The 21,071-nt window shown below is 70.4% G+C and carries 16 protein-coding genes; 12 read left to right on the top strand and 4 right to left on the bottom strand.

Translation table 11 applies throughout. The features are described 5' to 3' along the window. Window positions 1–84: 84 nt before the first annotated feature. Window positions 85–750 carry a peroxiredoxin gene (locus TBR22_RS11085; protein WP_239493047.1) on the top strand — a complete coding sequence of 222 codons (666 nt, stop codon included), beginning with the start codon at window positions 85–87 and terminating at the stop codon, window positions 748–750. An 8-nt stretch (window positions 751–758) separates the two neighbouring features. Next, the gene (locus tag TBR22_RS11090; protein WP_239493048.1) at window positions 759–1,574 is read left to right on the top strand and encodes a family 16 glycosylhydrolase; all 816 of its coding nucleotides are present in this window, start codon (window positions 759–761) and stop codon (window positions 1,572–1,574) included. A gap of 180 nt (window positions 1,575–1,754) precedes the next feature. On the opposite strand, the gene TBR22_RS11095 is transcribed toward TBR22_RS11090, so the two are convergent. Next, a complete protein-coding gene (locus TBR22_RS11095) occupies window positions 1,755–4,322 on the bottom strand; it encodes an RNA helicase (RefSeq protein ID WP_239493049.1) in 2,568 nt (855 codons plus the stop codon). Window positions 4,323–4,594: 272 nt separating this feature from the next. Between TBR22_RS11095 and TBR22_RS11100 the strand changes: the two genes are divergently transcribed. The 6 genes from TBR22_RS11100 to TBR22_RS11125 all read left to right on the top strand — a co-directional run bounded on the left by TBR22_RS11100 (window position 4,595) and on the right by TBR22_RS11125 (window position 12,887). After that, window positions 4,595–5,545, top strand: a complete 951-nt coding sequence (locus TBR22_RS11100) for a DUF1684 domain-containing protein (RefSeq protein WP_239493050.1) — start codon at window positions 4,595–4,597, stop codon at window positions 5,543–5,545. A gap of 156 nt (window positions 5,546–5,701) precedes the next feature. Then, window positions 5,702–8,509 carry a c-type cytochrome gene (locus TBR22_RS11105; protein WP_239493051.1) on the top strand — a complete coding sequence of 936 codons (2,808 nt, stop codon included), beginning with the start codon at window positions 5,702–5,704 and terminating at the stop codon, window positions 8,507–8,509. A gap of 56 nt (window positions 8,510–8,565) precedes the next feature. Beyond that, on the top strand, window positions 8,566–9,597 hold the full coding sequence (locus TBR22_RS11110; protein ID WP_239493052.1) for a zinc-binding dehydrogenase: 1,032 nt from the start codon (window positions 8,566–8,568) through the stop codon (window positions 9,595–9,597). A gap of 3 nt (window positions 9,598–9,600) precedes the next feature. Then, complete coding sequence (locus TBR22_RS11115; RefSeq protein WP_239493053.1) at window positions 9,601–10,614, top strand: U32 family peptidase; 1,014 nt, start codon at window positions 9,601–9,603, stop codon at window positions 10,612–10,614. Between the two features lies 1 nt (window position 10,615). Continuing rightward, window positions 10,616–11,770 (top strand): mandelate racemase/muconate lactonizing enzyme family protein, encoded by a 1,155-nt coding sequence (locus TBR22_RS11120; protein ID WP_239493054.1) that lies wholly within the window; start codon window positions 10,616–10,618, stop codon window positions 11,768–11,770. A gap of 214 nt (window positions 11,771–11,984) precedes the next feature. Next, window positions 11,985–12,887 carry a hypothetical protein gene (locus TBR22_RS11125; RefSeq protein WP_239493055.1) on the top strand — a complete coding sequence of 301 codons (903 nt, stop codon included), beginning with the start codon at window positions 11,985–11,987 and terminating at the stop codon, window positions 12,885–12,887. 93 nt (window positions 12,888–12,980) lie between these two features. Here the strand turns inward: TBR22_RS11125 and TBR22_RS11130 are convergent, their stop codons facing one another. Beyond that, window positions 12,981–13,739, bottom strand: a complete 759-nt coding sequence (locus TBR22_RS11130; RefSeq protein WP_239493056.1) for a hypothetical protein — start codon at window positions 13,737–13,739, stop codon at window positions 12,981–12,983. 81 nt (window positions 13,740–13,820) lie between these two features. On the opposite strand from TBR22_RS11130, the gene TBR22_RS11135 reads away from it, so the two are divergent. Together TBR22_RS11135 and TBR22_RS11140 are read left to right on the top strand one after the other, a co-directional pair. Next, complete coding sequence (locus TBR22_RS11135) at window positions 13,821–14,441, top strand: DUF1080 domain-containing protein (RefSeq protein WP_239493057.1); 621 nt, start codon at window positions 13,821–13,823, stop codon at window positions 14,439–14,441. After that, complete coding sequence (locus TBR22_RS11140; RefSeq protein WP_239493058.1) at window positions 14,438–15,646, top strand: FN3 domain-containing metallophosphoesterase family protein; 1,209 nt, start codon at window positions 14,438–14,440, stop codon at window positions 15,644–15,646. Before TBR22_RS11135 ends, TBR22_RS11140 begins: the two co-directional genes overlap by 4 nt. A 28-nt stretch (window positions 15,647–15,674) precedes the next feature. On the opposite strand, the gene moaA is transcribed toward TBR22_RS11140, so the two are convergent. Both moaA and TBR22_RS11150 read right to left on the bottom strand, forming a co-directional pair. After that, window positions 15,675–16,691 carry a GTP 3',8-cyclase MoaA gene (gene moaA / locus TBR22_RS11145; RefSeq protein ID WP_239493059.1) on the bottom strand — a complete coding sequence of 339 codons (1,017 nt, stop codon included), beginning with the start codon at window positions 16,689–16,691 and terminating at the stop codon, window positions 15,675–15,677. Window positions 16,692–16,808: 117 nt separating this feature from the next. Then, complete coding sequence (locus tag TBR22_RS11150) at window positions 16,809–18,146, bottom strand: ammonium transporter (protein WP_370651511.1); 1,338 nt, start codon at window positions 18,144–18,146, stop codon at window positions 16,809–16,811. A 218-nt stretch (window positions 18,147–18,364) separates the two neighbouring features. Here TBR22_RS11150 and pabB point away from each other — a divergent pair, with 218 nt between their 5' ends. Then, window positions 18,365–20,155, top strand: coding sequence for an aminodeoxychorismate synthase component I (gene pabB / locus TBR22_RS11155; protein WP_239493061.1), 1,791 nt, complete (start codon window positions 18,365–18,367; stop codon window positions 20,153–20,155). Window positions 20,156–20,208: 53 nt separating this feature from the next. After that, window positions 20,209–21,066 carry an energy transducer TonB gene (locus TBR22_RS11160; protein WP_239493062.1) on the top strand — a complete coding sequence of 286 codons (858 nt, stop codon included), beginning with the start codon at window positions 20,209–20,211 and terminating at the stop codon, window positions 21,064–21,066. Window positions 21,067–21,071 lie beyond the last annotated feature (5 nt).

Raw genomic sequence — 21,071 nt, forward strand, 5'->3', positions numbered from 1 at the left:
TTTGACGGGCCCCGAGCGTCGCGCGAATATCACCGACGCGTTCCCCGGCACGCGCGCACGAGTCCGGGAGGAGGTCAGACGCAGATGTCCGGTCCGCTCGCCATCAACACCAACGCTCCCGATTTCACCGCCACCACCACGCACGGTCCCATCCGCTTCCACGAGTGGCTCGGCGACAGCTGGGGCATCCTGTTCTCGCACCCCAAGGACTTCACGCCGGTGTGCACGACCGAGCTCGGCACGGTGGCGCGCCTGGTGCCCGAGTTCGAGAAGCGCAACGTCAAGGTGATCGGGCTGAGCGTCGACCCGGTGGATCGCCACGAGGCGTGGGCGAAGGACATCGAGGAGACGCAAGGTGCGGCGGTGACCTACCCGATGATCGGCGACCCGGACCTCAGCGTGTCGAAGCTGTATGGCATGCTGCCGGCCGACGCCGGCGAGACGTCCGACGGCCGCACGGCTGCCGACAACGCGACCGTCCGCAACGTGTACGTGATCGGGCCCGACAAGAAGATCAAGCTGGTGCTCTCGTACCCGATGACGGCCGGCCGCAACTTCGACGAGATCCTCCGCATCGTCGATTCGCTGCAACTCTCGGCACGCCACAAGGTCGCCACGCCTGCCGACTGGAAGCCTGGCCAGGACGTGATCATCGGCACCGCTGTCTCCGACGAGGAAGCCAAGGGGATCTACCCGAACGGCTGGCATGCCGTGAAGCCGTACTTGCGCTATGTACCGCAGCCGAAGTAGGGATGCGCATGCGGACCTCCTCCATCGCGCTGGGCGCGTGCCTCCTGCTGGCACGCGCCGCTCACGCCCAGGCGCCCGTCCCGCCCACGCCTCAGGGGTACACCCTCGTGTGGCAGGACGAGTTCGACCGCGACGGCCTGCCCGACCCCGCCAGGTGGGGCTACGACGTCGGCGGCCATGGCTGGGGCAACCGCGAGCCGCAGTTCTACACGGCGCGACGCCCCGAGAACGCGCGCGTCGAGGCGGGGCACCTCGTCATCGAGGCGCGCAAGGAAGCCTGGCAGGGCGCGCCGTACACTTCGGCGCGCCTCGTCACGAAGGGCAAGGGCGACTGGACGTACGGCCGCATCGACGTGCGGGCGATGTTGCCGCGTGGCCGCGGCTCCTGGCCAGCCATCTGGATGCTCGCCACCACGCCCGGCAAGATGAAGTGGCCCGACGATGGCGAGATCGACGTGATGGAGCACGTCGGCTTCGACCACGGCGTCGTCCACGCCTCGGTGCACACGAAGGCGTACCACCACAGCATCGGCACGCAGAAGACGGCCCGGACGACCGTGGCCGACGTGTCGGAGGCGTTCCACGTCTATTCGGTGGAGTGGGACGCGTCCCACGTCCGTATCCTGCTCGACGACCGGGAGTACTTCCGCTACGACAAGCCGGCCGGCGCCGGCAAGGCGGAATGGCCGTTCGACGGGCCGTTCCACCTGCTGCTGAACGTCGCCGTCGGCGGTGCGTGGGGCGGTGAGAAGGGCATCGACGAGACGTCGCTGCCGTACCGGATGCTCGTCGATTACGTCCGCGTGTACCAGCGGACCAGGTAACGCATGCCGGCACTCCCGGCAAGATGGCTGACCGTCGGCCAAGGCCGACGGCTACGACGCCCGGGTGTCGGCGTCGCCAGTGGCCGACGGCCCCAGACTCCCGGGTGCAGGTGTCGCCCGTGGCCGACGCCCCCGGACGCCCGGGTGTCGGCGTCGCCCTTGGGCGACGCTCACGAACCGTCAGGCGATCGGGCCGATCGAGCGCAGGCGCATGACCGGCGCCTGCCGCGCGCGCGAGGCGGGCACGTCCACCTCGAACTCCGCCATCCAGTCGTTCAGGTCCTCGGGATCGACGAGCACCTGCTGCACCCGCCACGCCTCGGGATCGATGTCGCGATCCACGTGCGTGTGCTTGGTGTTGCGCCCTTCCGGGTCGAAGCGCACCGCCAGGTGCCCATCGAGGTAGGCCGCGAGCGACTCGGCGAGTCGTTCGGGTGTCCACGATGGCGTGTCGCTCGCGAGGTCGCCGGCGACGGGTGAGTCGAGGACCGCGAGGGCTGCGGCGTGGTCGCCGTGAGCCCACGGCCGCAGCCACAGGAAGATCCGCGATCGAATCGCGGCCATGAAGGCCCGCGCATCGCCCGTGAGGTCGTACGCGGCCGGGCGCCCGGGCCGCAGCGTGAGACCGCCGCCGGTTGCCGCCAGCGGCACGTAGTCGGGATCCCGCATGCGCTCCCATTCGTCGGCCAGGCTCGCGTCCACGCCCTGCACCAGCGCCTTGAAGTGCCACTCCACCTCGAGCACGTCGTCGGTCTTGGCGCCGTCGGGCACGGTCTGGCTGAGGACCTTGTAGACGCTGTTCAGGTGACGGAGCAGCAGCCCCTCCGACCGCTCGAGGTCGTACTCCATGACGTACTCGGCGAACGACTTGCCCGTTTCGTACATCTCGCGCGCGATCGACTTGGGGCGGATGTTCTCCTGCCCGACCCAGGGGTGGCGGTCGGCGAAGGCGTTGAACGTGTCGTACACGAAGTCCCGCAGCGGCTTGGGGTACTCGAGCTTCTCGAGTTCCTCCATGCGCTGCTCGTACTCCATCCCGTCGGCCTTCATCTGCGCGACGGCGCGGTCCTTGATGCGATCGAGTTGCCGGCGGAGGATCAGCTCGGGGTTCTCGAGGATCGACTCGACCAGCGTCAGCACGTCGAGCGCGTGCGTCGGCTCGTCGGGGTCGAGTAGCGGCAACGTCTCGATCAGGTACAGCGACAGCGCCTGGTTCATCGAGAAGTCGTCCTGCAGGTCGACGTTCACCCGCACGCGGGCGCCTTCCGGCGTGCGAGGCACGATCTCGACGATGCCGCGTGAGACGAGGCTGCGGAACAACTGCCAGGCGCGACGACGATGGCCGGCCTTGGCGGCGTCGGACTCGTGCGAGTCGCGGATCAACTGGCGCATGGCTGCCACGCCGTCGGTCTTGCGGCTCAGCACGTTCAGCAACATGCCGTGCGTCACCTGGAAGCGCGACACGAGCGGCTCCGGCGGAGCGCCGATCAGGCGCGTCAGCGTGTTCTGGTCCCAGTGCACGTAGTTGTGCTCGGGCGGCTTGCGCTTGGTCACCTTCTTGCCGTCGCGCGCCGCCTTCTCCGACAGGCGCAGGTTCTCGATCACGTGCTCGGGCGCCTGCACGACGACGAAGCCCTGGTCGTCGAACCCCTTGCGACCGGCGCGGCCGGCGATCTGGTGGAAGTCGCGGGCGGTGAGGTGCGCGGTCTTCTGGCCGTCGAACTTGCACAAGCGGGTGAAGACGACGGTGCGGATGGGCACGTTGATGCCGGCGCCGAGCGTGTCGGTGCCGCAGATCACCTTCAGCAGGCCCTGTTGCGCGAGCTGCTCGATGAGCACGCGGTACTTCGGCAGCAGGCCGGCGTGGTGCAGGCCGATCCCATGCCGCAGCCACTTGCGGATGTGACCGCCGTAGGGGCTCGAGAAGTCGAACGCGGCGATGCGGTCGGCAATCAGAGCCTTCTCCTCGCGCGTGCAGATCTTCAGGCTGGTGAAGTCCTGCGCGCTGCTGGCTGCATCGGCCTGCGTGAAGTGCACCACGTACGCGGGCGTCCTGCCCGCCTCGACCAGCGCCTCGATCGCGTGGGGGAGCGGGACCTCCGAATAACTGAACTCCAGAGGCACGGGGCGGACCGCCGACCTGATGGTCACCGAGCCCCGGCCGTTGAGCGAGGTCAGCGAGGTCTCGAACGGCGCCGTGTCGCCGAGGGTCGCCGACATCAGCAGGAAGCGCGCCTGCGGCATCGTCAGCAACGGCACCTGCCAGGCCACGCCGCGGTCGCGATCGGCGTAGTAGTGGAACTCGTCCATCACGACGTGCTGGATGTCGGCGTCGCCACCCTCCCGCAGCGCGATGTTGGACAGCACCTCGGCGGTGCAGCAGAGGATGGGCGCGTCGCGGTTGACCGACGCGTCGCCGGTCGACAAGCCGACGTGCTCCGGACCGAACTCGCGACACAGGTCCATCCACTTCTCGTTGACCAGGGCCTTGATCGGGCAGGTGTAGACGGCCCGCTCGCCCCGCGCGAGGGCCGCAAACAGCAGGGCCGAGGCGACCAGTGACTTGCCCGAGCCGGTCGGCGTGTTGAGGATGACGTTCTGTCCGTCGAGCAGCGCCAGCACGGCTTCTTCCTGCGCGGGATAGAGGGAGAGGCGCCGGCCGGACACGTAGTCCAGGAACCGGTCCAGCAGGTCGTCGCTGGAGGCATCACGTCGAGGGGGCAGCAGGTCGCCGAGGAGCGCGGGCACGTGTCATTCTCGCCCAGCCTGCGTCATAGCCTCTTGTGCCCGGGCCTGCCGCGCGCTACTGTCGACTCATGGACTCGACGCCCTCGCTCCGCGTGCCGTCGATGCTCGTCGCCAGTGCCGCCCGGCGCTGCGCGTGTTGTTGTTGATCCCATCCCCCTGACCTTGTGTCCCACCGGCCCCCGCCGGTGTCGTCCCTGAACACGATCCTCGCGGCCACGACTGCGAGTTCAGGCGCTGCCTCGCAAGCCGGGCGGTGCCGCCGGTACCGTCGCATGACGCTTTCACGTTCGTTCTCCGTTGCCGCCCTGGCGGCCCTGTTGCTTGCCTCGCCGGTCCTGGCCCAGGAGGCGGCCGGCGCATTCCCGCCCGGCAACCCGCCCGGCGTCGACGACTGGCGTCAGCAGTACGAGCAGACCCTGCGCGACGAGTACGGCTGGCTCAGCGTCGCCGGACTGACGTTCCTGCCCGACGGCACGTACGTGATCGGCAGTGCGCCGGGGAGCGACATCCCGCTCCCGACCGGCCATGCGCCCGCGAAGGTGGGTACGGTGGTGGTTGCCGGGGGCGTGGCGACGCTCCGCTTCGAGCCGGGTGTCGAAGCGCTGCTCAACGGACAGCCCGCGCCGGCGGAGGTGGTGCTGAAGAAGGCTGAGCGCGGCGCGCCGGGGCAGCCCGCGACGCCGCCCGACAAGGTGCGGGTCGGCAAGGTGGAGTTCCATCTGCACGAGAGCGGCCCGCGGCTGGCCATGCGCGTGCGCGATCCCGAGTCGCCGATCCGCATCGGCTTCCAGGGGCCGAAGTGGTTCCCGGTGTCGGAGGGGGCACGCGTGGTGGCCACGCTCAGGCCGTTCGAGGAGGCCAGGACCGTCGACGTTCGCAACATCCTCGGTGATCCCGAGCCATACCAGGCGCCGGGGCAACTCGAGTTCCCGTGGGATGGCAAGAAGGTCCGGGTCCTGGCATTCACGAGCACCAAGGGCCGCCTGCAGGTGATCTTCCGCGACGCGACGATGGGGCGCGAGACGTACGGCACGCGCTACGTGTACGCCGAGCCGACCGGCGATGGTCGCTACGTCATCGACTTCAACAGGGCGTACAACCCGCCGTGCGCGTACAACCCGTACACGACGTGCCCGACGCCGCCGAAGGAGAACATCCTGAAGGTGGCCATCCGCGCCGGCGAGAAGATCTACGACGGTCCGACCACGCACGCCGCGCGCTGATCCGGAGGTAGGGCCGGGTCTCCGCCCCTCGACTTCGCTCGGCGCGGCCTGCGCGAAGTCGAAGGCCGACCCAGCCGCTTCCCGCGTGCCGTCAGCGCGAGTCGACATGCCCCGACCGGCGCGACGACCTGCCCACCGCGCTACGATAGGCGCAACATGCGACAGCCTTCTCTCAGGCACCTGACGCCGCAGGTCTCGCGCGGCGGGCGTGTCATCGTCGTCGTGGCCGCCGTCGCGTTGCTCACGACCCTGACCCTCAGGGCGCAGGCGCCCCGCGCGCGTCGTGCCGACGACGCGGGCGCCGACTTCTCGCCGAAGCCGCCCGTGCAGGCCTTGACCCCGGCGGAACAGGCTCGCCGGTTCATCCTGCCGCCCGGGTACCGCATGGAACTCGTGCTGGCCGAGCCGGTGATCGAGAACCCGGTGGCGATGGCCTTCGACGGCAACGGGCGGCTGTACGTCGCGGAGATGCGCGGCTACATGCCCGATGCCGACGGCACCAACCAGCATGCGCCGGTCAGCCGCATCAGCCTCCACGAGAGCACGAAGGGCGACGGCAAGTACGACCGCCACACGGTCTTCATCGACAACCTCGTCCTGCCCAGGTTCGTCCTGCCGCTCGACGGCAGCATCGTCACTATGGAGACCGACAGCGACGACATGTACGAGTACCGCGACACCAACGGCGATGGCGTCGCGGACAGCAAGACGCTCTTCTACAGCGGGGTCGGCCGCCGCGGCAACCTGGAGCACCAGCAGAGCGGCTTCGTGTGGGGGCTCGACAACTGGATCTACAGCACCTACAACGCCTTCCGGATCCGCTGGACGCCGTCCGGCATCAGGAAGGAGCCCACCGGCCGCAACGGCGGCCAGTGGGGGCTCACGCAGGACGATGCCGGGAAGATGTGGTTCGTGGACGCGGGTGGCGAGCGCGGCCCCATGAACTTCCAGGTGCCGATCCATTACGGCTCGTTCTCGGTCCGCGATCAGTTCGAGGAAGGCTTCGAGCAGGTGTGGCCGGCGGCGTTCGGCTATGCGGACGTGCAGGGCGGCATGCCCCGCGTGCGGACACCCATCGGCACGCTGAACCACTTCACCGCGACGTGCGGCCCCGACATCGTCCGCGGCCATCGCCTGCCGGCCGACCTGCGCGGCGACCTGCTGTTTGCCGAGCCCGTCGGACGCCTGATCCGCCGCGCGAAGATCGACGTCAACGAGGGGCTCACGCAGTTGCGCAATGCGTACCCGGGATCGGAGTTCGTCCTCAGCACCGACCCGCTGTTCCGGCCCGTGAACCTCGCCACGGCCCCGGACGGCACGGTGTTGGTGGCCGACATGTACCACGGCATCATCCAGGAATCGAACTGGACGAAGCCGGGCACCTACCTGCGGAAGAAGATCGAGCAGTACCAGTTCGACAAGATCGTGCGGCGCGGGCGCATCTGGCGGATCGTGCACGACGATCACCAGCCGGACCCGACGCGGCCGCGGATGCTTGGCGAGGGTGTCGACGCGCTCGTCGCGCACCTCGACCACCCCAACGGGTGGTGGCGCGACACCGCCCAGCGGCTGCTGGTCCTCCGGCAGGATCGACGCGTCGTGCCTGCGCTGGTGGAGAAGGCGAGGACGGCGACGGCGCTGGTGGCGCGCTTCCACGCGCTCTGGACGCTCGAGGGCCTCGGCGCGCTCGAACCCGATCTCGTGCGCGAGCTCATGAAGGACCCGAGCCCGCACATGCGCATCCAGGCGATGCGGGCGAGCGAGTCGCTGTTCACCGCCGGCGACACGTCCTTCGTGGCGGATGTGCGCGCGCTCACCCAGGATGCGGACACCTCGGTCGTCATCCAGGCGATGCTCACGCTGAAGCTGTGGAAGGTGACCGACCTCGCCGCGATCGTGAAGGCCGCGCAGGCGACCCGCCCGACGCGCGGCGTCCGCGAGATCGGCGACCAGATCCTCCGGCCGCCGGTGCCGCCCGGCTTCACCTCCCGCACCATGACCGCCACGCAGCGCGAGGCGCTGCAGCGCGGTGAAGCCGTCTACGACGAGCTCTGCTACGCCTGTCACGGGACGGACGGCAAGGGCGCGCCGCTGGCCGGGGCGCCAGCCGGGACCCGGATGGCGCCACCGCTCGCCGGCTCACCGCGGCTCCTCGGTCACCGCGACTACGCGATCCGCACGCTGCTGCACGGCCTGACCGGCCCCATCGAGGGCACCACGTACCCCGGCGGCGTCATGGCGCCGATGGGCGACCAGTCCGACGAGTGGATTGCCAACGTGACGTCGTTCGTCCGCAACAGCTTCGGCAATCGCGCCGCCTTCATCAGCGCGGCCGACGTCGCGCGAGTGCGGGCCGCGAGCCGCGGCCGCCAGGGCAACTGGACGGTCGAGGAACTGCGCTCGGTCGTGCCGCAGCTGATTGCCCCACGGCCGACGTGGGTCGCGCTCGCCAGCCATGAGTCCGAGACCGCCGCCCGTGCCCTCACTGCCGCCGGCGGGGCGTGGACGTCGCTCGTCCCGCAAGCGGCCGGCATGTGGTTCCAGATCGAGTTCCCCGAACCGACGCCGGTCAGCGAACTGCAGTTCGATTCGGTCGCCATCGTGCGGCCTCCGGCCGCGAGTCCGGCCGCGGCGGGGGCCGGGGCAGCTGCCGCCCCGACGGCGGGCGCGGCCGGGGCAACGGCCCGTCCCGGAGGCCCTCCTGCTCCCGACGTGACCGGCCAACCGGTGACGATCGTCGGTTACCCCCGGCAGTACGTCGTCCAGACGTCGGCTGACGGGGTGACCTGGAGCCCTGCCATCGCGGAGGGCAGCGGGCGCGGCCTCACGACCGTCATCACGTTCGCACCGGTGACCACGCGGTTCCTGCGCATCACGCAGACCGCCTCACCGGACGCGGCGCCGCCCTGGTCGATCCAGAACCTGCAGCTGTTCGGCCCGCCGACCACCCTGGCCTCGCACTGAACGACCCGCGAGGGGGCGGCGCGCGCTTGCCGCGCCGTGCGACATAATGCCGCTCCATGCGCGCCTTTCGCGTCGAGCGGCCCGGCTCGGCCGGCCTGGTGGATCAGGCCATGCCCGTGCCTGGCGCCGGTGAGGTCCTCGTGAGGGTCGAGGCCGTGGGCATCTGCGGGTCCGACCTCGAACTCGTCAAGGGCACGCGCGACGCGGCGTTCACGCGCTATCCGGTGGTGCCGGGCCACGAGTGGGCCGGTGTCGTCGCCGAGACGTCGGCCGCTCATCCGCATCTGTCGGCCGGCACTCCCGTCGTCGTCGAGGGGCACCACTTCTGCGGCCACTGCGCGCCCTGCCGCGCCGGACGCACGCATCTGTGCGCCAACTACGACGAGTACGGCTTCACGCGCGACGGCGGATATCGCGAGTACGTCGCCGCGCGCGCCGACCTCTGCCATCCGCTGCAGCGCGTCGACACGGCCCTCGCCGCCCTGTCCGAGCCCACGGCGTGCGCGCTGCATGCCGTGGAGCGGAGCGCGATCACGCCGGCCGATCGCGTGGTGGTGATCGGCGCGGGCCCCATCGGCCTCCTGGCGGTGGCGTGCGCGGCGGGCTGCCATCCCGCGCGTCTCGTCGTCGCCGATGTGCGCGACACGACCTTCGGCGTGGCGCGTGCCGTGGGTGCCACCGATACGGTCTGCGCCAACGCGCCCGACCTGGCCGCCGCGGTGCGCGACGTGCTCGACGGCGGCGCCGACGTCGTGATCGAGGCGGCGGGGCACCCGCTGGCGCAGGTCGCCGCGGCCGACGTGCTCGCGCGCGGCGGGCGACTCACGGTGCTGGGCATCGCGGGCTCCGACCGCACCACGCCGTTCAATTTCGATCCCCTGGTGTTCCGCGACGCGCGCCTCGAGGCCGTGTTCGCGTATCCCTCCGCCGTGTTCGGCCGTGCCGTGCGGCTCATCGACGAGGGGCGGATCGACCCGTCGCCGCTCGTCACGCATCGCCTGCCGCTCACGCAGGTCGCCGGCGCGCTGGCGATGCTCGACGCACGCACCGAACCTGCCATCAAGGTCCTTCTCGATCCGCGAGCCTGACCCATGCCGCTTCCCGAATCCGCTGCCGCCCGCCTCCTGCGGGCACTCGACCTGCCCACCGGCGACGCCCACGACCTTCCCGCGTCGCCGCATCGCTTCCCCGACGGCGCGCAGTATCGGGTCGAGATCCCGAGCGTCGAGGGTCCGCGCGTGCTTGCCGCCGTGCTCGACGAGGCAAAGGCGCGTCGTGTGCCGATCCATCGCGTCTCGCAGGGCTCGGGGATCATGCTGCTCACCGACGCCGAGATCCTCGAGATGTGCGCGATGTGTCGCGCGGAGCGGATGGAGCTGTCGCTGTTCGTCGGTCCGCGCGCCGCGTGGGACACGGGCGCGACCATCGTGTCGCCGGCCGGCAAGACACTTGGCGCGCAGTTGCGCGGCCAGGACCAGGTGCGTCATGGGTTGGACGACGTGATCCGGGCAACCGAGTTGGGCGTGCGCAGCGTGCTGGTGGCCGACATGGGCCTGCTGCGCATCCTCGATCTCGCCAAGCAGGCAGGGCACCTGCCGAAGGACCTGGTCATCAAGATCAGCGTGCAGCTCGCGGCCGCCAACCCGCTCGCCGTCGCCGTCCTCGCCGACGAGGGCGCGACGACGATCAACGTGCCGACCGACCTGTCGCTGGCGCAGCTGGCGGCCATCCGGCAGCACTGCGACATCCCGCTCGACGTGTACGTGGAAGTGCCCGACGGCTTCGGCGGCTTCGTGCGGCACTACGAGATTCCGCAACTGATCGAGTCGGTGGCGCCGGTCTACGTGAAGTTCGGCCTGCGCAACGCGCCCGACATCTATCCCTCGGGCCTGCACCTCGAGACGGTCGCGATCAACATGGCCCGCGAGCGCGTCCGCCGCGCCGAACTGGGGCTCGCTCTGCTGGCACGCCAGACGGGGACTGCCCCTTCATCCGCTCCGGGGCCCGATGCCAGGAGCCCGGTGCCCGACGGCGCGGCAGCGCCGCTCATCATGTCGCCCGTCGGCGCCCCCGATGCCCCCGGCATCCCCGCGGAGACGCACTGAGATGAAGGTCACGCACATCGAGACGCTCCTGGTCGGCACGGAGTGGCGCAACTTCACGATCTGCCGCGTCCACACCGACGAAGGGCTCACCGGTCTCGGCGAGTCGCGCATCCCGAATCACCCGCATGCGCTCGAGGCGTACGCGCAGGCAGCCTCGCGTCACATCATCGGCCGCGACCCGTTCGACATCGAGTCGCTGGTGATGCGCATGCGCCGCGACGACTACTCGCGGGCCGGCGAGATCATGAGCTCCGGCATCGCCCTCTTCGAGATGGCCTGCTGGGACATCGTCGGCAAGGCGCTGGGCCAGCCGGTGTACCGGCTGCTGGGCGGGCAGGTGCGCGACCGCATCCGCGCGTACGCCAACGGCTGGTATCGCGTCGAGCGCACGCCGGAGCAGTTCCATGCGGCGGCGAAGGCCGTGGTCGCCAAGGGCTACACGGCGTTGAAGTTCGATCCGTTCGGCCCCGGCTACTACGAGATGGACGTCGCCGAGCGTCGCCGCGTGGTCGCGCTCGTCGAGGCGGTGCGCGATGCCATCGGCCCCGACGCAGAGATCCTGCTCGAGATGCACGGCCGCTTCTCGCCGGTGCAGGCGGTGCAGATCGCCCGCCTCCTCGAGCCGTACGGCCTCGGCTGGATCGAGGAGCCCGTGCCGCCAGAGAACCTGGCCGCGCTGCGCAGTGTGCGCGAGCAATTGCCTGGCATCACCATCGCGACGGGGGAGCGCATCCACGCCCGCCACGAGTTCCGGGAGCTCTTCGAACTGCGCGCAGCCGACGTGGTGCAGTTCGACGTCACGCACATCGGCGGCCTGCTCGAGAGCAAGAAGCTGGCGGCGCAGGCCGACGTGCACTACGTGACGTGCGCGCCGCACAACGTCGGTGGGCAGATCTCGACGGCCGCCAACCTGCACCTGGCGGCCTGCACCACCAACTTCCGCATCCAGGAATACTTCAACGACTTCGCCGACCCGTGGGTGAAGGACACCGCCCCCGGCTGCCCGCCGGTGGTCGACGGCTACTTCGCGCTGCCGACGGCGCCGGGGCTGGGCGTCGAGCTCGACGAGGCGGTGTGCGCGGCGCATCCCTGCGGCAGCACGCACTTCAACCTGTTCGCGGAAGGGTGGGAGAAGCGCGAGGGTGCGGGGCGGTGAGGTAGGGCGCGATGTCCTCATCGCGCCGTTGGTCGACCGACGGGGCTCACGGCGGGGTGGGACACCCCGCCCTACCTGCGTGGGCGGGCGACATCCCGCCCTACCGGGGGCGAACCGCTGACTTGTCCGGCGCGTTGGGCGCGTGTATGCTGGCCGCAATTGCTTCTGAAAACATTAGCGACGCTAATGTCGCGCCAGCAGAGTGATGCCCGCCATGCCCAAGCCCACCATTGTCGAGTACGGGGTCGAGATCGCGGCCGACCTGATGATTGCGCCCCCGGATCCGGATCACCTCGACCTCGAGGCCGGGCATCCGGGGCTCGGCGACGCCGCGTACGTGCAACGACGCCAGCAACTGTTCGACCTGTGTCGCCGCCACCGGCTCGAACGCCTCGGCCCGCCGCAGATCACCTACACGGCGGAAGAGACACGCATCTGGCGCGAGGTCAGTCCTCGCCTCGACGCGCTGCACCGGCAACACGCCAGCCGCATCTACCTCGATGCCAAGCGGGCGCTCGGCATCGGCGCCGACGAGATCCCGCAGCTGCGCGATCTCAGCGCCCGCGTCGCGGCCGAGACCGGCATGCACCTGGTGCCGGCCGAGGGGCCGATCCCGTACCGCACCTTCTACGGGTACATCGCGGAGTCGGGATTCCCGGTGACGCAGTTCCTGCGGCACGGGTCGCATCCCGAGTTCACGCCCGAGCCCGACATGATTCACGATTGTCTCGGGCACGTGCCGCCGCTGATGAACCACGACTACGCGTCGCTGCTGACGCGGCTCGGCCAGGCGGCGATGGCCGCGACCTCCGGGGAGCAGGTGCTCGCGCTGAAGCGCTTCAGCTGGTTCAGCATCGAGTTCGGCCTCATCCAGGAGCGCGGAGAGACCAAGGTGTTCGGCGCCGGTATCCTCTCGTCCACCGGCGAGATCCCGTTCGCCCTGTCCGACGACGTGGATCGGCGGCGGTGGAAGACGGAGGAGGTCATCGCGACCGACTACGACCCCTCGCGCATGCAGGCGACGCTGTTCGTCATTCCGTCGTTCGCGTTCCTGCGTTTCGAGGTGGAGCAGTTGGTGGCGCGGCTCGGCCTCGACCTGCCGCATCCGATGCACTGAGAGGCGAGGCGTCGCGCCGATGCTCGACGCCTCCTGACCCGCCGTGCGGCCAGGCCGCGGTGCCGCGAACGCCACCGCCGCCAGCGGCCGATGTCAGAGCCCGAACGCGCCGTAGATGAGCCAGGTCGCGACCTTGTCCTTGTAGGGCGCGACGAGCGTCTTGTTGGCGTCGGGGATGCCGACGCCAGGCGTATCACCAATCGGCGCCGCTGGCGTGTCAGCGGCCGCCCCGGCGTCGGCCGATCCGGGCGTGGTGGCCCGGGCTGCCGCACCGCCGGCTGCCTTGGCGGCCTCGTTGGCCCTGGTGGCCATCTCCTTGACCGCGTTCATGTCGCCGTCCTTCACCGCGTTGGCCATCTCGCGGAAGTCGATGCCCGTCACCGAGACGCCGGCGGCTTCATAGAAGCGCGACTTGACCCATGTGTACTCCTCGACCGAGAACCCCTGCGCGTTGAGGGCCTCGACCTGGGCCCGCTTGGCCTCGCCGATGGTGCCGAACAGGTCCTTGTAGACGCCGACCACGTCGGTCAGCGCCACGCCGTCCGTGCTCCTGGCGTCGAGGGCCTTGTACTTGGCCTGCAACTCGGTGCCGCGATTGCCCATCCGGGCGTGCAGGGCCTCCTGGACCGACACGAAGCGCCGCACCTGCGCCTCGGTGAGGACGTCGTCGGCCGGCGGGCTGAACGCCTTCGTGTTGGTCACCTTGGCGTCGAGCTCGGCGATCTCGCCGATCTCGGCCAACGATCCGACGAAGGACTTCGCCGGGCGGTACACGAAGTAGTAGAACGCGGCGCTGGCGGCCACGGTGAACAGGATGAGGCCGAGACCGCATCCGATGACGAGTTTCTTCACGCGACGGACTCCCTGTAGGCTTGGGCCATCGTGCCCTCTCTCCAACCGTCAACGAAACCCCGGCCGTTGCTGAACAGCGGCGTGCCGGTCACCCGCCGTCAGGCCCTCGGCCTGCTGGCCGTCGCGCCGTTCGGCCTGCAGGTCGCGCCGCTCTCGTCGGTGGCGTTGTTCGACGGCAAGTCGCTGGGGCAGTGGAAGCCGGTTTCGTTCGGCGGCGAAGGCCAGGTCGCTGTCGTCGATGGCGCCATTCGTCTGGAACGCGGCTACGACCTGACCGGCATCGTGTGGACCGGCGCCGTGCCCGGGCCGCGGTACCGGCTCGAGGTGGAGGCACGACGCGTGGAGGGGTCGGACTTCTTCTCCACGATCACCTTCCCGGTGGGCAAGGCGCACTGCAGCCTGGTGGTCGGCGGCTGGGGCGGCACGGTTGTGGGCTTCTCGAGCCTCGACGGCCTGGACGCCTCGGAGAACGAGTCGAGCCAGACCTTCACCTTCAAGGACGGGCAGTGGTACCGCCTCGCGGTCGAGGTGACGCCGGACCTGCTCGAGGGATTCATCGACGGGACGCGTGTCACCCAGGCGAAGACCACCGGCCGCGAGGTGGACGTGCGGATCGAGATGAACCCCTGCCGCCCCATCGGCATCGCGAGCTGGCGGACGACGAGCGACATCCGGGCGATCACGCTGCAGGAGCGGGCGTGAGCGGGGTCTCGAGGCGCGACTGGTTGCGTTCGGGCTCGGTGGCGGTCGCGGGCGCGTTCGTGCCGGCCGTGGCGGGCGCCGACGGCATCGTCCGTCCGCCGCAGGACTTCAAGGTGCTCGGTGCCCCGGTCGTGCAGGCGCTGACGCCGACGTCGGTGTCGATCGCCTGGGCGGTCAACGACACGAGCACGGGGTGGGTGGAGTACGGCGAGGGGGAGACCCTGGGATCGATGGCCGGCGGCGACGCCGACGGGCTGCGGCCGCTTGACGCGCGCGTGCAGCGCGTCCGCATCGAGGGATTGCGCCCGGGGACCCGCTATCACTATCGCGCGGTGAGCGTCCCCATCGCGTTCCTCGGCGCCTACGACATCCGCCGGGGGCGTCCCTACGAGAGCCGCACCTACAGCTTCGTGACGCCGGATGCGGGCGCGGCGGGCCGCGTGTCGGCCGCCATCATCAACGACACGCACGAGCAGCCCGACACCCTGAAGGGCCTGTTCACGCAACTTGCCGATGCGCCCGGCGATCTCCTGTTCTGGAACGGCGACATGTTCAACGACATCGCCACCGAGCAGCAACTCGCCGAGCAGTTGCTGTACCCCGCCGGCATGGCCTACGCCGCGGCGCGGCCGGTGTGCTTCGCGCGCGGCAATCACGACGTGCGCGGCGCCGAGGCGCGCGCGCTCGGCCGCGTGCTCGACACGCCGGACCGGCACTACTTCTTCACGTTGCGCCAGGGTCCGGTGGCCTTCATCGTGCTGGACACCGGCGAGGACAAGCCCGACGACGCGCCGGTCTATGCGGGACTGGGGACCTTCGATGCGTACCGGACGCGACAGGCCGCCTGGCTGGCCGACGCCCTGACGCGCGCCGAGGTCCGCGATGCGCCGTTCCGGGTCGTGGTGGTGCACATTCCGCTGTACGGCGAGAAGCCGGTGCCCTTCCACGGTGGTGCCGACGCCCGCGACAAGTGGCACGACACGCTGGTCCGCGGGCGGGTCGACCTGATGATCACCGGCCACACCCATCGCCATGCCTGGCTTCCGCCCGACGCGACGCGCCCGTTCGGGCAGTTGACCGGCGGCGGTCCGCAGCCGGCGGCGGCGACGCTGATTCGACTCGAGGCCGACACGCAGCGCCTCGTTGCGCGGATGCATCGCCTCGACGGCAGCGTCATCAGCGAACACGTGATTGCACGAAGGTAGGGCGCGGTCTCCGGACCTTTCCGAACCCCTACCCGCCGCGCGTGTGCATCTCCAGCTGGGGAGACTTGCGCAGGGCGTCCACGCCGACGAACGCGCCGCGATCGGGGGCCGCCAGGCGTGCTTCCGCGCCGCGGTCGGTACGGGCCTGCCATGCCGTGCGGATCAGGGCGGTGAGCTCCTCGTCACTGGCCCCGTCGCGCAGCGGCGTGCGGATGTCGAGGCCCCTGGTGGCATACAGACAGAAGAACAGGTGCCCGTCGGCTGTCAGGCGCAGGCGGTCGCACGTGGCGCAGAACGGCGTCGTCGTCGACGCGATGATGCCGAACACCTGGCCTGATGCGAGGCGGTAGCGGAGCGCCGGCGCCGGGCCGTCGGAGGGGAGCGCCTCCACGGGGCCGAAGGCGCGCCCGACGCGGGCGAGGATCTCCTCGCGCGACACCACCTTCGCGGCGTCCCAGTGCGTCGCGCCCGGCACGTCCATGTATTCGATGAAGCGGATCTCCGCACCCCGTTGCGCGGCGTAGGCCAGCAGCGGCTCGATCTCGTCGTCGTTGGTGCCGCGCATCAGCACGGTGTCGATCTTGATGCGGCCGAATGCCAGGCTGGCGGCCTCGATGCCGGCCAGCACGTCGTCGAGCTGATCGCGACGGGTCAGTTCCCGGAAGCGGTCGGCGCGCAGCGTGTCGAGGCTCACGGTGATCCGCCGCAGGCCGGCGTCGCGAAGCCCGGGCGCCAGTGGCGCGAGGAGCACGCCGTTGGTCGTCATCGCGATGTCGTCGAGCGACCCGATCGCCGACAGTTGCCGGGTCAGGTCGGTGACCTGGGCGCGCAGCAGGGGCTCGCCGCCCGTGAGCCGCACGTGGCGGACGCCGAGTGCGCTGACCAGGCGCGTCACCCGCGTCAGCTCCTCGAAGGTCAGCAGGGTCGTGCGCGGGAGCCAGACGTAGTCCGGCTCGGGCATGCAGTAGGCGCAGCGCAGGTTGCAGCGGTCGGTGACCGAAATGCGCAGGTGGCCGAGCGGGCGCTGCCACCGATCGAGAATCACCCGGCGATTATCGCAGAACGCAGAAAAATGGCCTCCGACCCGGTGCCCGCGGGTCGGAGGCCGAGGCTTCGGCGCGCAGCGCGGAAGCGGAAGGTGTGGCCCGGCTGGGAGGGAGGGTCAGGCCACGTGTTCGAGGAGGGGACGTTCCTCGGGCAACGAATCGAAGGTCGCGGCGACTTCGCCGTGCTGGCTGAGGTCGAGGCCGTCGGCCTCGGCGTCGGGGGAGACGCGCATCGGCCACAGGGTGTCCACGACGCGGTAGAGCAGCCACGACCCCAGGAACGCGAAGGCCGTGACGACCACCAGGGCGAGCAGGTGCACGCCGAACGTCCGCCACTGCCCGTTGACGAGGCCGACGTCCTTGGCGAAGACGCCGGTCAGCAGCATGCCGACCATCCCGCCGACCCCGTGACACGGGAACACGTCCAGTGTGTCGTCGAGCGTGCTCTGCGACTTCCAGTGGACGGCGAGGTTGGACACGATGCTGGCGATCAACCCGATGGCGATGCTGTGGCGGATGCTCACCAGGCCAGCCGCTGGCGTGATGGCGACCAGGCCGACGACGGCCCCGATGCAGGCCCCCATCGCCGAGGGCTTGCGCCCCCGCACCATGTCGAAGAACACCCAGCCGAGCATCGCGGCTGCCGACGCGGTGTTGGTGGTGGCGAAGGCGAGCACGGCGGCGTCGTTGGCGGCCAGCGCCGACCCGGCGTTGAAGCCGAACCACCCGAACCAGAGCATGCCGGTGCCGAGCAGGACGTAGGGGATGTTGGCCGGCTCGTGCGGTTCGTTGGCGACATGGCTCTGGCGACGTCCGAGCGACAGCGCCCCGGCCAGCGCCGCCAGGCCGGCCGACATGTGGACCACCGTGCCACCGGCGAAGTCGAGGACCCCCATCTGGCGCAGCCAGCCCTGCGGGTGCCAGGTCATGTGCGCGAGCGGCGAGTAGATGACGAGGCTGAACAAGACCATGAACAGCAGGTAACTGGAGAACCGGACCCGCTCGGCGAACGCCCCGGTGATCAGGGCGGGCGTGATGATGGCGAACTTCAACTGGAAGAGCGCGAACAGGAGCAGCGGGATGGTCGGGGAGAGGTCGGGATGGGTGGCGGCACCGACGCCGTCGAGCATGAAGAACGTCAGGGGGTTGCCAATCAGGCCGCCGATGCTGTCGCCGAAGGCCAGGCTGAAGCCGACCACGACCCAGAGCAGGCTGATTACGCCCAGGGCGACGAAGCTCTGGAGCATGGTGGAGACGACGTTCTTGAAGCGGACCATGCCGCCGTAGAAGAACGACAGGCCGGGTGTCATCAGCAGGACCAGCCCAGTGGCCGTGAGCATCCAGGCCACATCACCGGGCTGCCACGGTCCGCCGGCCGGAACCGCCGGCGCCGACCGGGGCAGGAGAGCCGCCAACGCGACAGCTGTCAGGACGAAGAAGGGGAGTACACGCACGTTCACGGGGCACCTCGGAGGCGGCAGAGCCGCGAATGTTGAATCGAGAGTGTAGCCGCATGAATGCTCTCAGTTCAATATTGCGATAACGCTTTGTAAAACAGTGTGCGTCTGCCGATGCCAGTCAAACTCTGGAGCGTGCCTGATGCACGGAAGGGCGCAGCTCTTGCCACCCCCGTCGAGAATGCCCGGCCAGGCGCTGCGCTATCGTCGATGCGATGGCAGCCACCCCGACGGCCCGCTTCGGAACCGGCGCAACCGACGCTGCCTGGGACGTGGACCTGTACCAGCCCAGCGACGTGCGTCGCGCGACCAGACTGGATGAGGTGCCTGAGGTGGTGGCCTGGGCCGAGGCGCAGGCCAGGGCTCGTCGGTGGGTCGTGCTGCTGCTGACCTACGAAGCCGCGCCCGCTTTCGACGCCGCGTGCGTGACGCAGCCGCCGTCGGGGCCCGTCCCGCTCGCGTGGGCGGCCGCCTTCGACATCGCCCAGGCCGTCGAGGCACCGGTGCGCGAGGTGGCTCCTGCCGAACTGGCCGCTCCGTCGTGGGCGCCAGCCATCGACGAGCGCAGGTTCACGGCAGACCTGCGGCGCATCCACGCGCACATCGCCGCCGGCGATACATATCAGGTCAACTACACGTTTCCGCTGACCGCCCCGTTTCCGCACGACCCGGGGTCCTGGTTCGCGGCGTGCGCCGAGCAGGCCCACGTCGACTACGCCGCGTACGTCGACATCGGCGAGGCGGTCGTCATGAGCCTGTCGCCGGAGCTGTTCCTCGAGCGGCGCGGGGATCGCATCAGGACGCGCCCCATGAAGGGCACCGCGCGCCGCGGACGCTGGCCCGGTGAGGATGCGCGCCTGGCCGCCGACCTGGTCGCGAGCGACAAGGCTCGCGCCGAGAACGTGATGATCGTCGACCTCCTGCGCAACGACCTGGGGCGCGTCGCCGTGACCGGCTCGGTCCGGGTCCGCGACCTGTGCGCGCTGGAGCGCTATCCGACCGTGTGGCAGCTCACGTCGACCATCGACGCCACGCTGCGCCCCGGGACGTCGCTGGCCGGCCTGCTCGCGGCCACCTTCCCGTGCGGATCCGTGACAGGCGCGCCGAAGGTTCGCACCATGGAACTCATCGCCGACCTGGAACACGGGCCACGCGGCATCTACACGGGAGCGATCGCCCTGCTGCGGCCTGGCGGTGACCTGGTGGCGAGCGTCCCGATTCGCACGGCCGTGCTCGACCGGGGCACCGGCGAGATGACGTATGGCGTCGGCGCCGGGATCACGGCCGACTCCGACCCGGCGGAGGAGTGGGCCGAGTGCCTCGCCAAGTCCCGCGTCGTGCGCCCGCCTGCGGTGCCTGGCGATGCGCGGCTGTTCGAGACGATGCGGCTCGAGGAGGGACGACTTCTCAGGCGTGACGCGCACGTCGCGCGGGTCACCGCCTCTGCAGCCCTGTTCGGCTGGCCGTGTGACCAGGCGCGCCTGGCGCGCGACCTCGACGCGTTGTGCGCGGCGCATCCCACCGGGACCTGGCGTGCCAGGCTCTGGCTGGATCGGGCCGGGACCACCAGCGCGGAGGCCGTGCCAGTCGACCTCGCGCCGCGACGCTGGCGGGTCGGGCTGGCGGCCTCCCCCGTGGACCCACGCAGCCCGCTGCTCTTCAACAAGACCAGCCGCCGCGAGATGTACGACGTGGCGCGTGCGACGCGCCCCGACCTCGACGACGTCATCCTGTGGAACGGGCGAGGCGAGCTCACCGAGGGGACCGTGGGTAACCTCGTCGTCGAACGGGACGGACGCCGCATCACGCCGCCGGTCGCGAGCGGATTGCTGCCCGGGGTGTTTCGCGCCGAGCTGCTGTCGCAGGGGCGCGTCGAGGAGGGCGTCCTCACCGCGGCCGACCTCGCACGGGCCACGCGCGTCTGGCTCGTCAACAGCCTGCGCGGGTGGATCGACATCGACATCGTGCCGCCCGAGGCCGACGTGCCCGCGGACATCGAGGCCTGACGCGCTTGACAGGCGTTGCGTTTAGCCGATCCTCGATGCGGAGGTTGCTCCCCATGTCCCACGTCTGGTTGGTCGGGCGCACGGCACTGGCCTGCGCGCTCGTGCTCGTCACCGCGTCCGCCGAGGCGCAGAGTCCGCGATCGGCCACCAGTGGCGCCGTCACCGCCCGCCCCCGACCGAGCGCGCCGCGCGCCGCGGTGCCCCTCGTGGCCGATGCGAGCGAGATCCCGGCCGGGGAGCACGACGCGCAGGTGCTGCCACTCGGTGCGACCCTGCCACGCTGCCTGGACTGCCCGGCGCCGGTGTGGCCCACGCCCGTCACGCAGCGCTGGCGATTCCGCGTCCAGGCCGTGGTCGACGACACGGGAAAGGTTCGCACCGCACGCATCGTGCAGACCCTCGTGGGCGATCCGAAGGCCAGGCCCGTCGGGGCGATGGGCGACGTGGTCCCGGCACTTGCCGCGACGCCTGACGCGCGTGCGGGCCTCGCGGTGCTCGCCGCGGTCCGCCAGTGGCGGCTCGAGCCTCCCGCGGTGGCGCCCCTCCTGCTGGTGACCGACGTCGGCGTGTCCGAGGACGTCGCGCTCGCATCGCCCGGGGCGTCGGCGAAGGCGGCGGCGCGAAAGCCCATCCGGGTGGGCGGCGACATTCCCCCCCCACGCAAGCTGGTCGACGTGCCCCCGGTCTATCCCCCGGACGCGTTGGCCGCCCGCATCACCGGCACTGTCGTCATCGACGCGGTGATCAGCCCAGAGGGCGATGTGACCAGCGCCAGGGTCGTCAAGGGCGTGCCGATGCTCGACGAGGCGGCGCTCGCGGCGGTCAGGCAGTGGAAATACACACCGACGCTCATCGACGGCGTTGCCGTACCGGTCATCGTGACGGTCACCAGCAGGTTCTCGCTGCAGTGACCAGC

Origin of the sequence: Luteitalea sp. TBR-22 (genome assembly GCF_016865485.1) — a bacterium.
In the GTDB taxonomy this organism is placed as follows: Bacteria; Acidobacteriota; Vicinamibacteria; order Vicinamibacterales; family Vicinamibacteraceae; genus Luteitalea.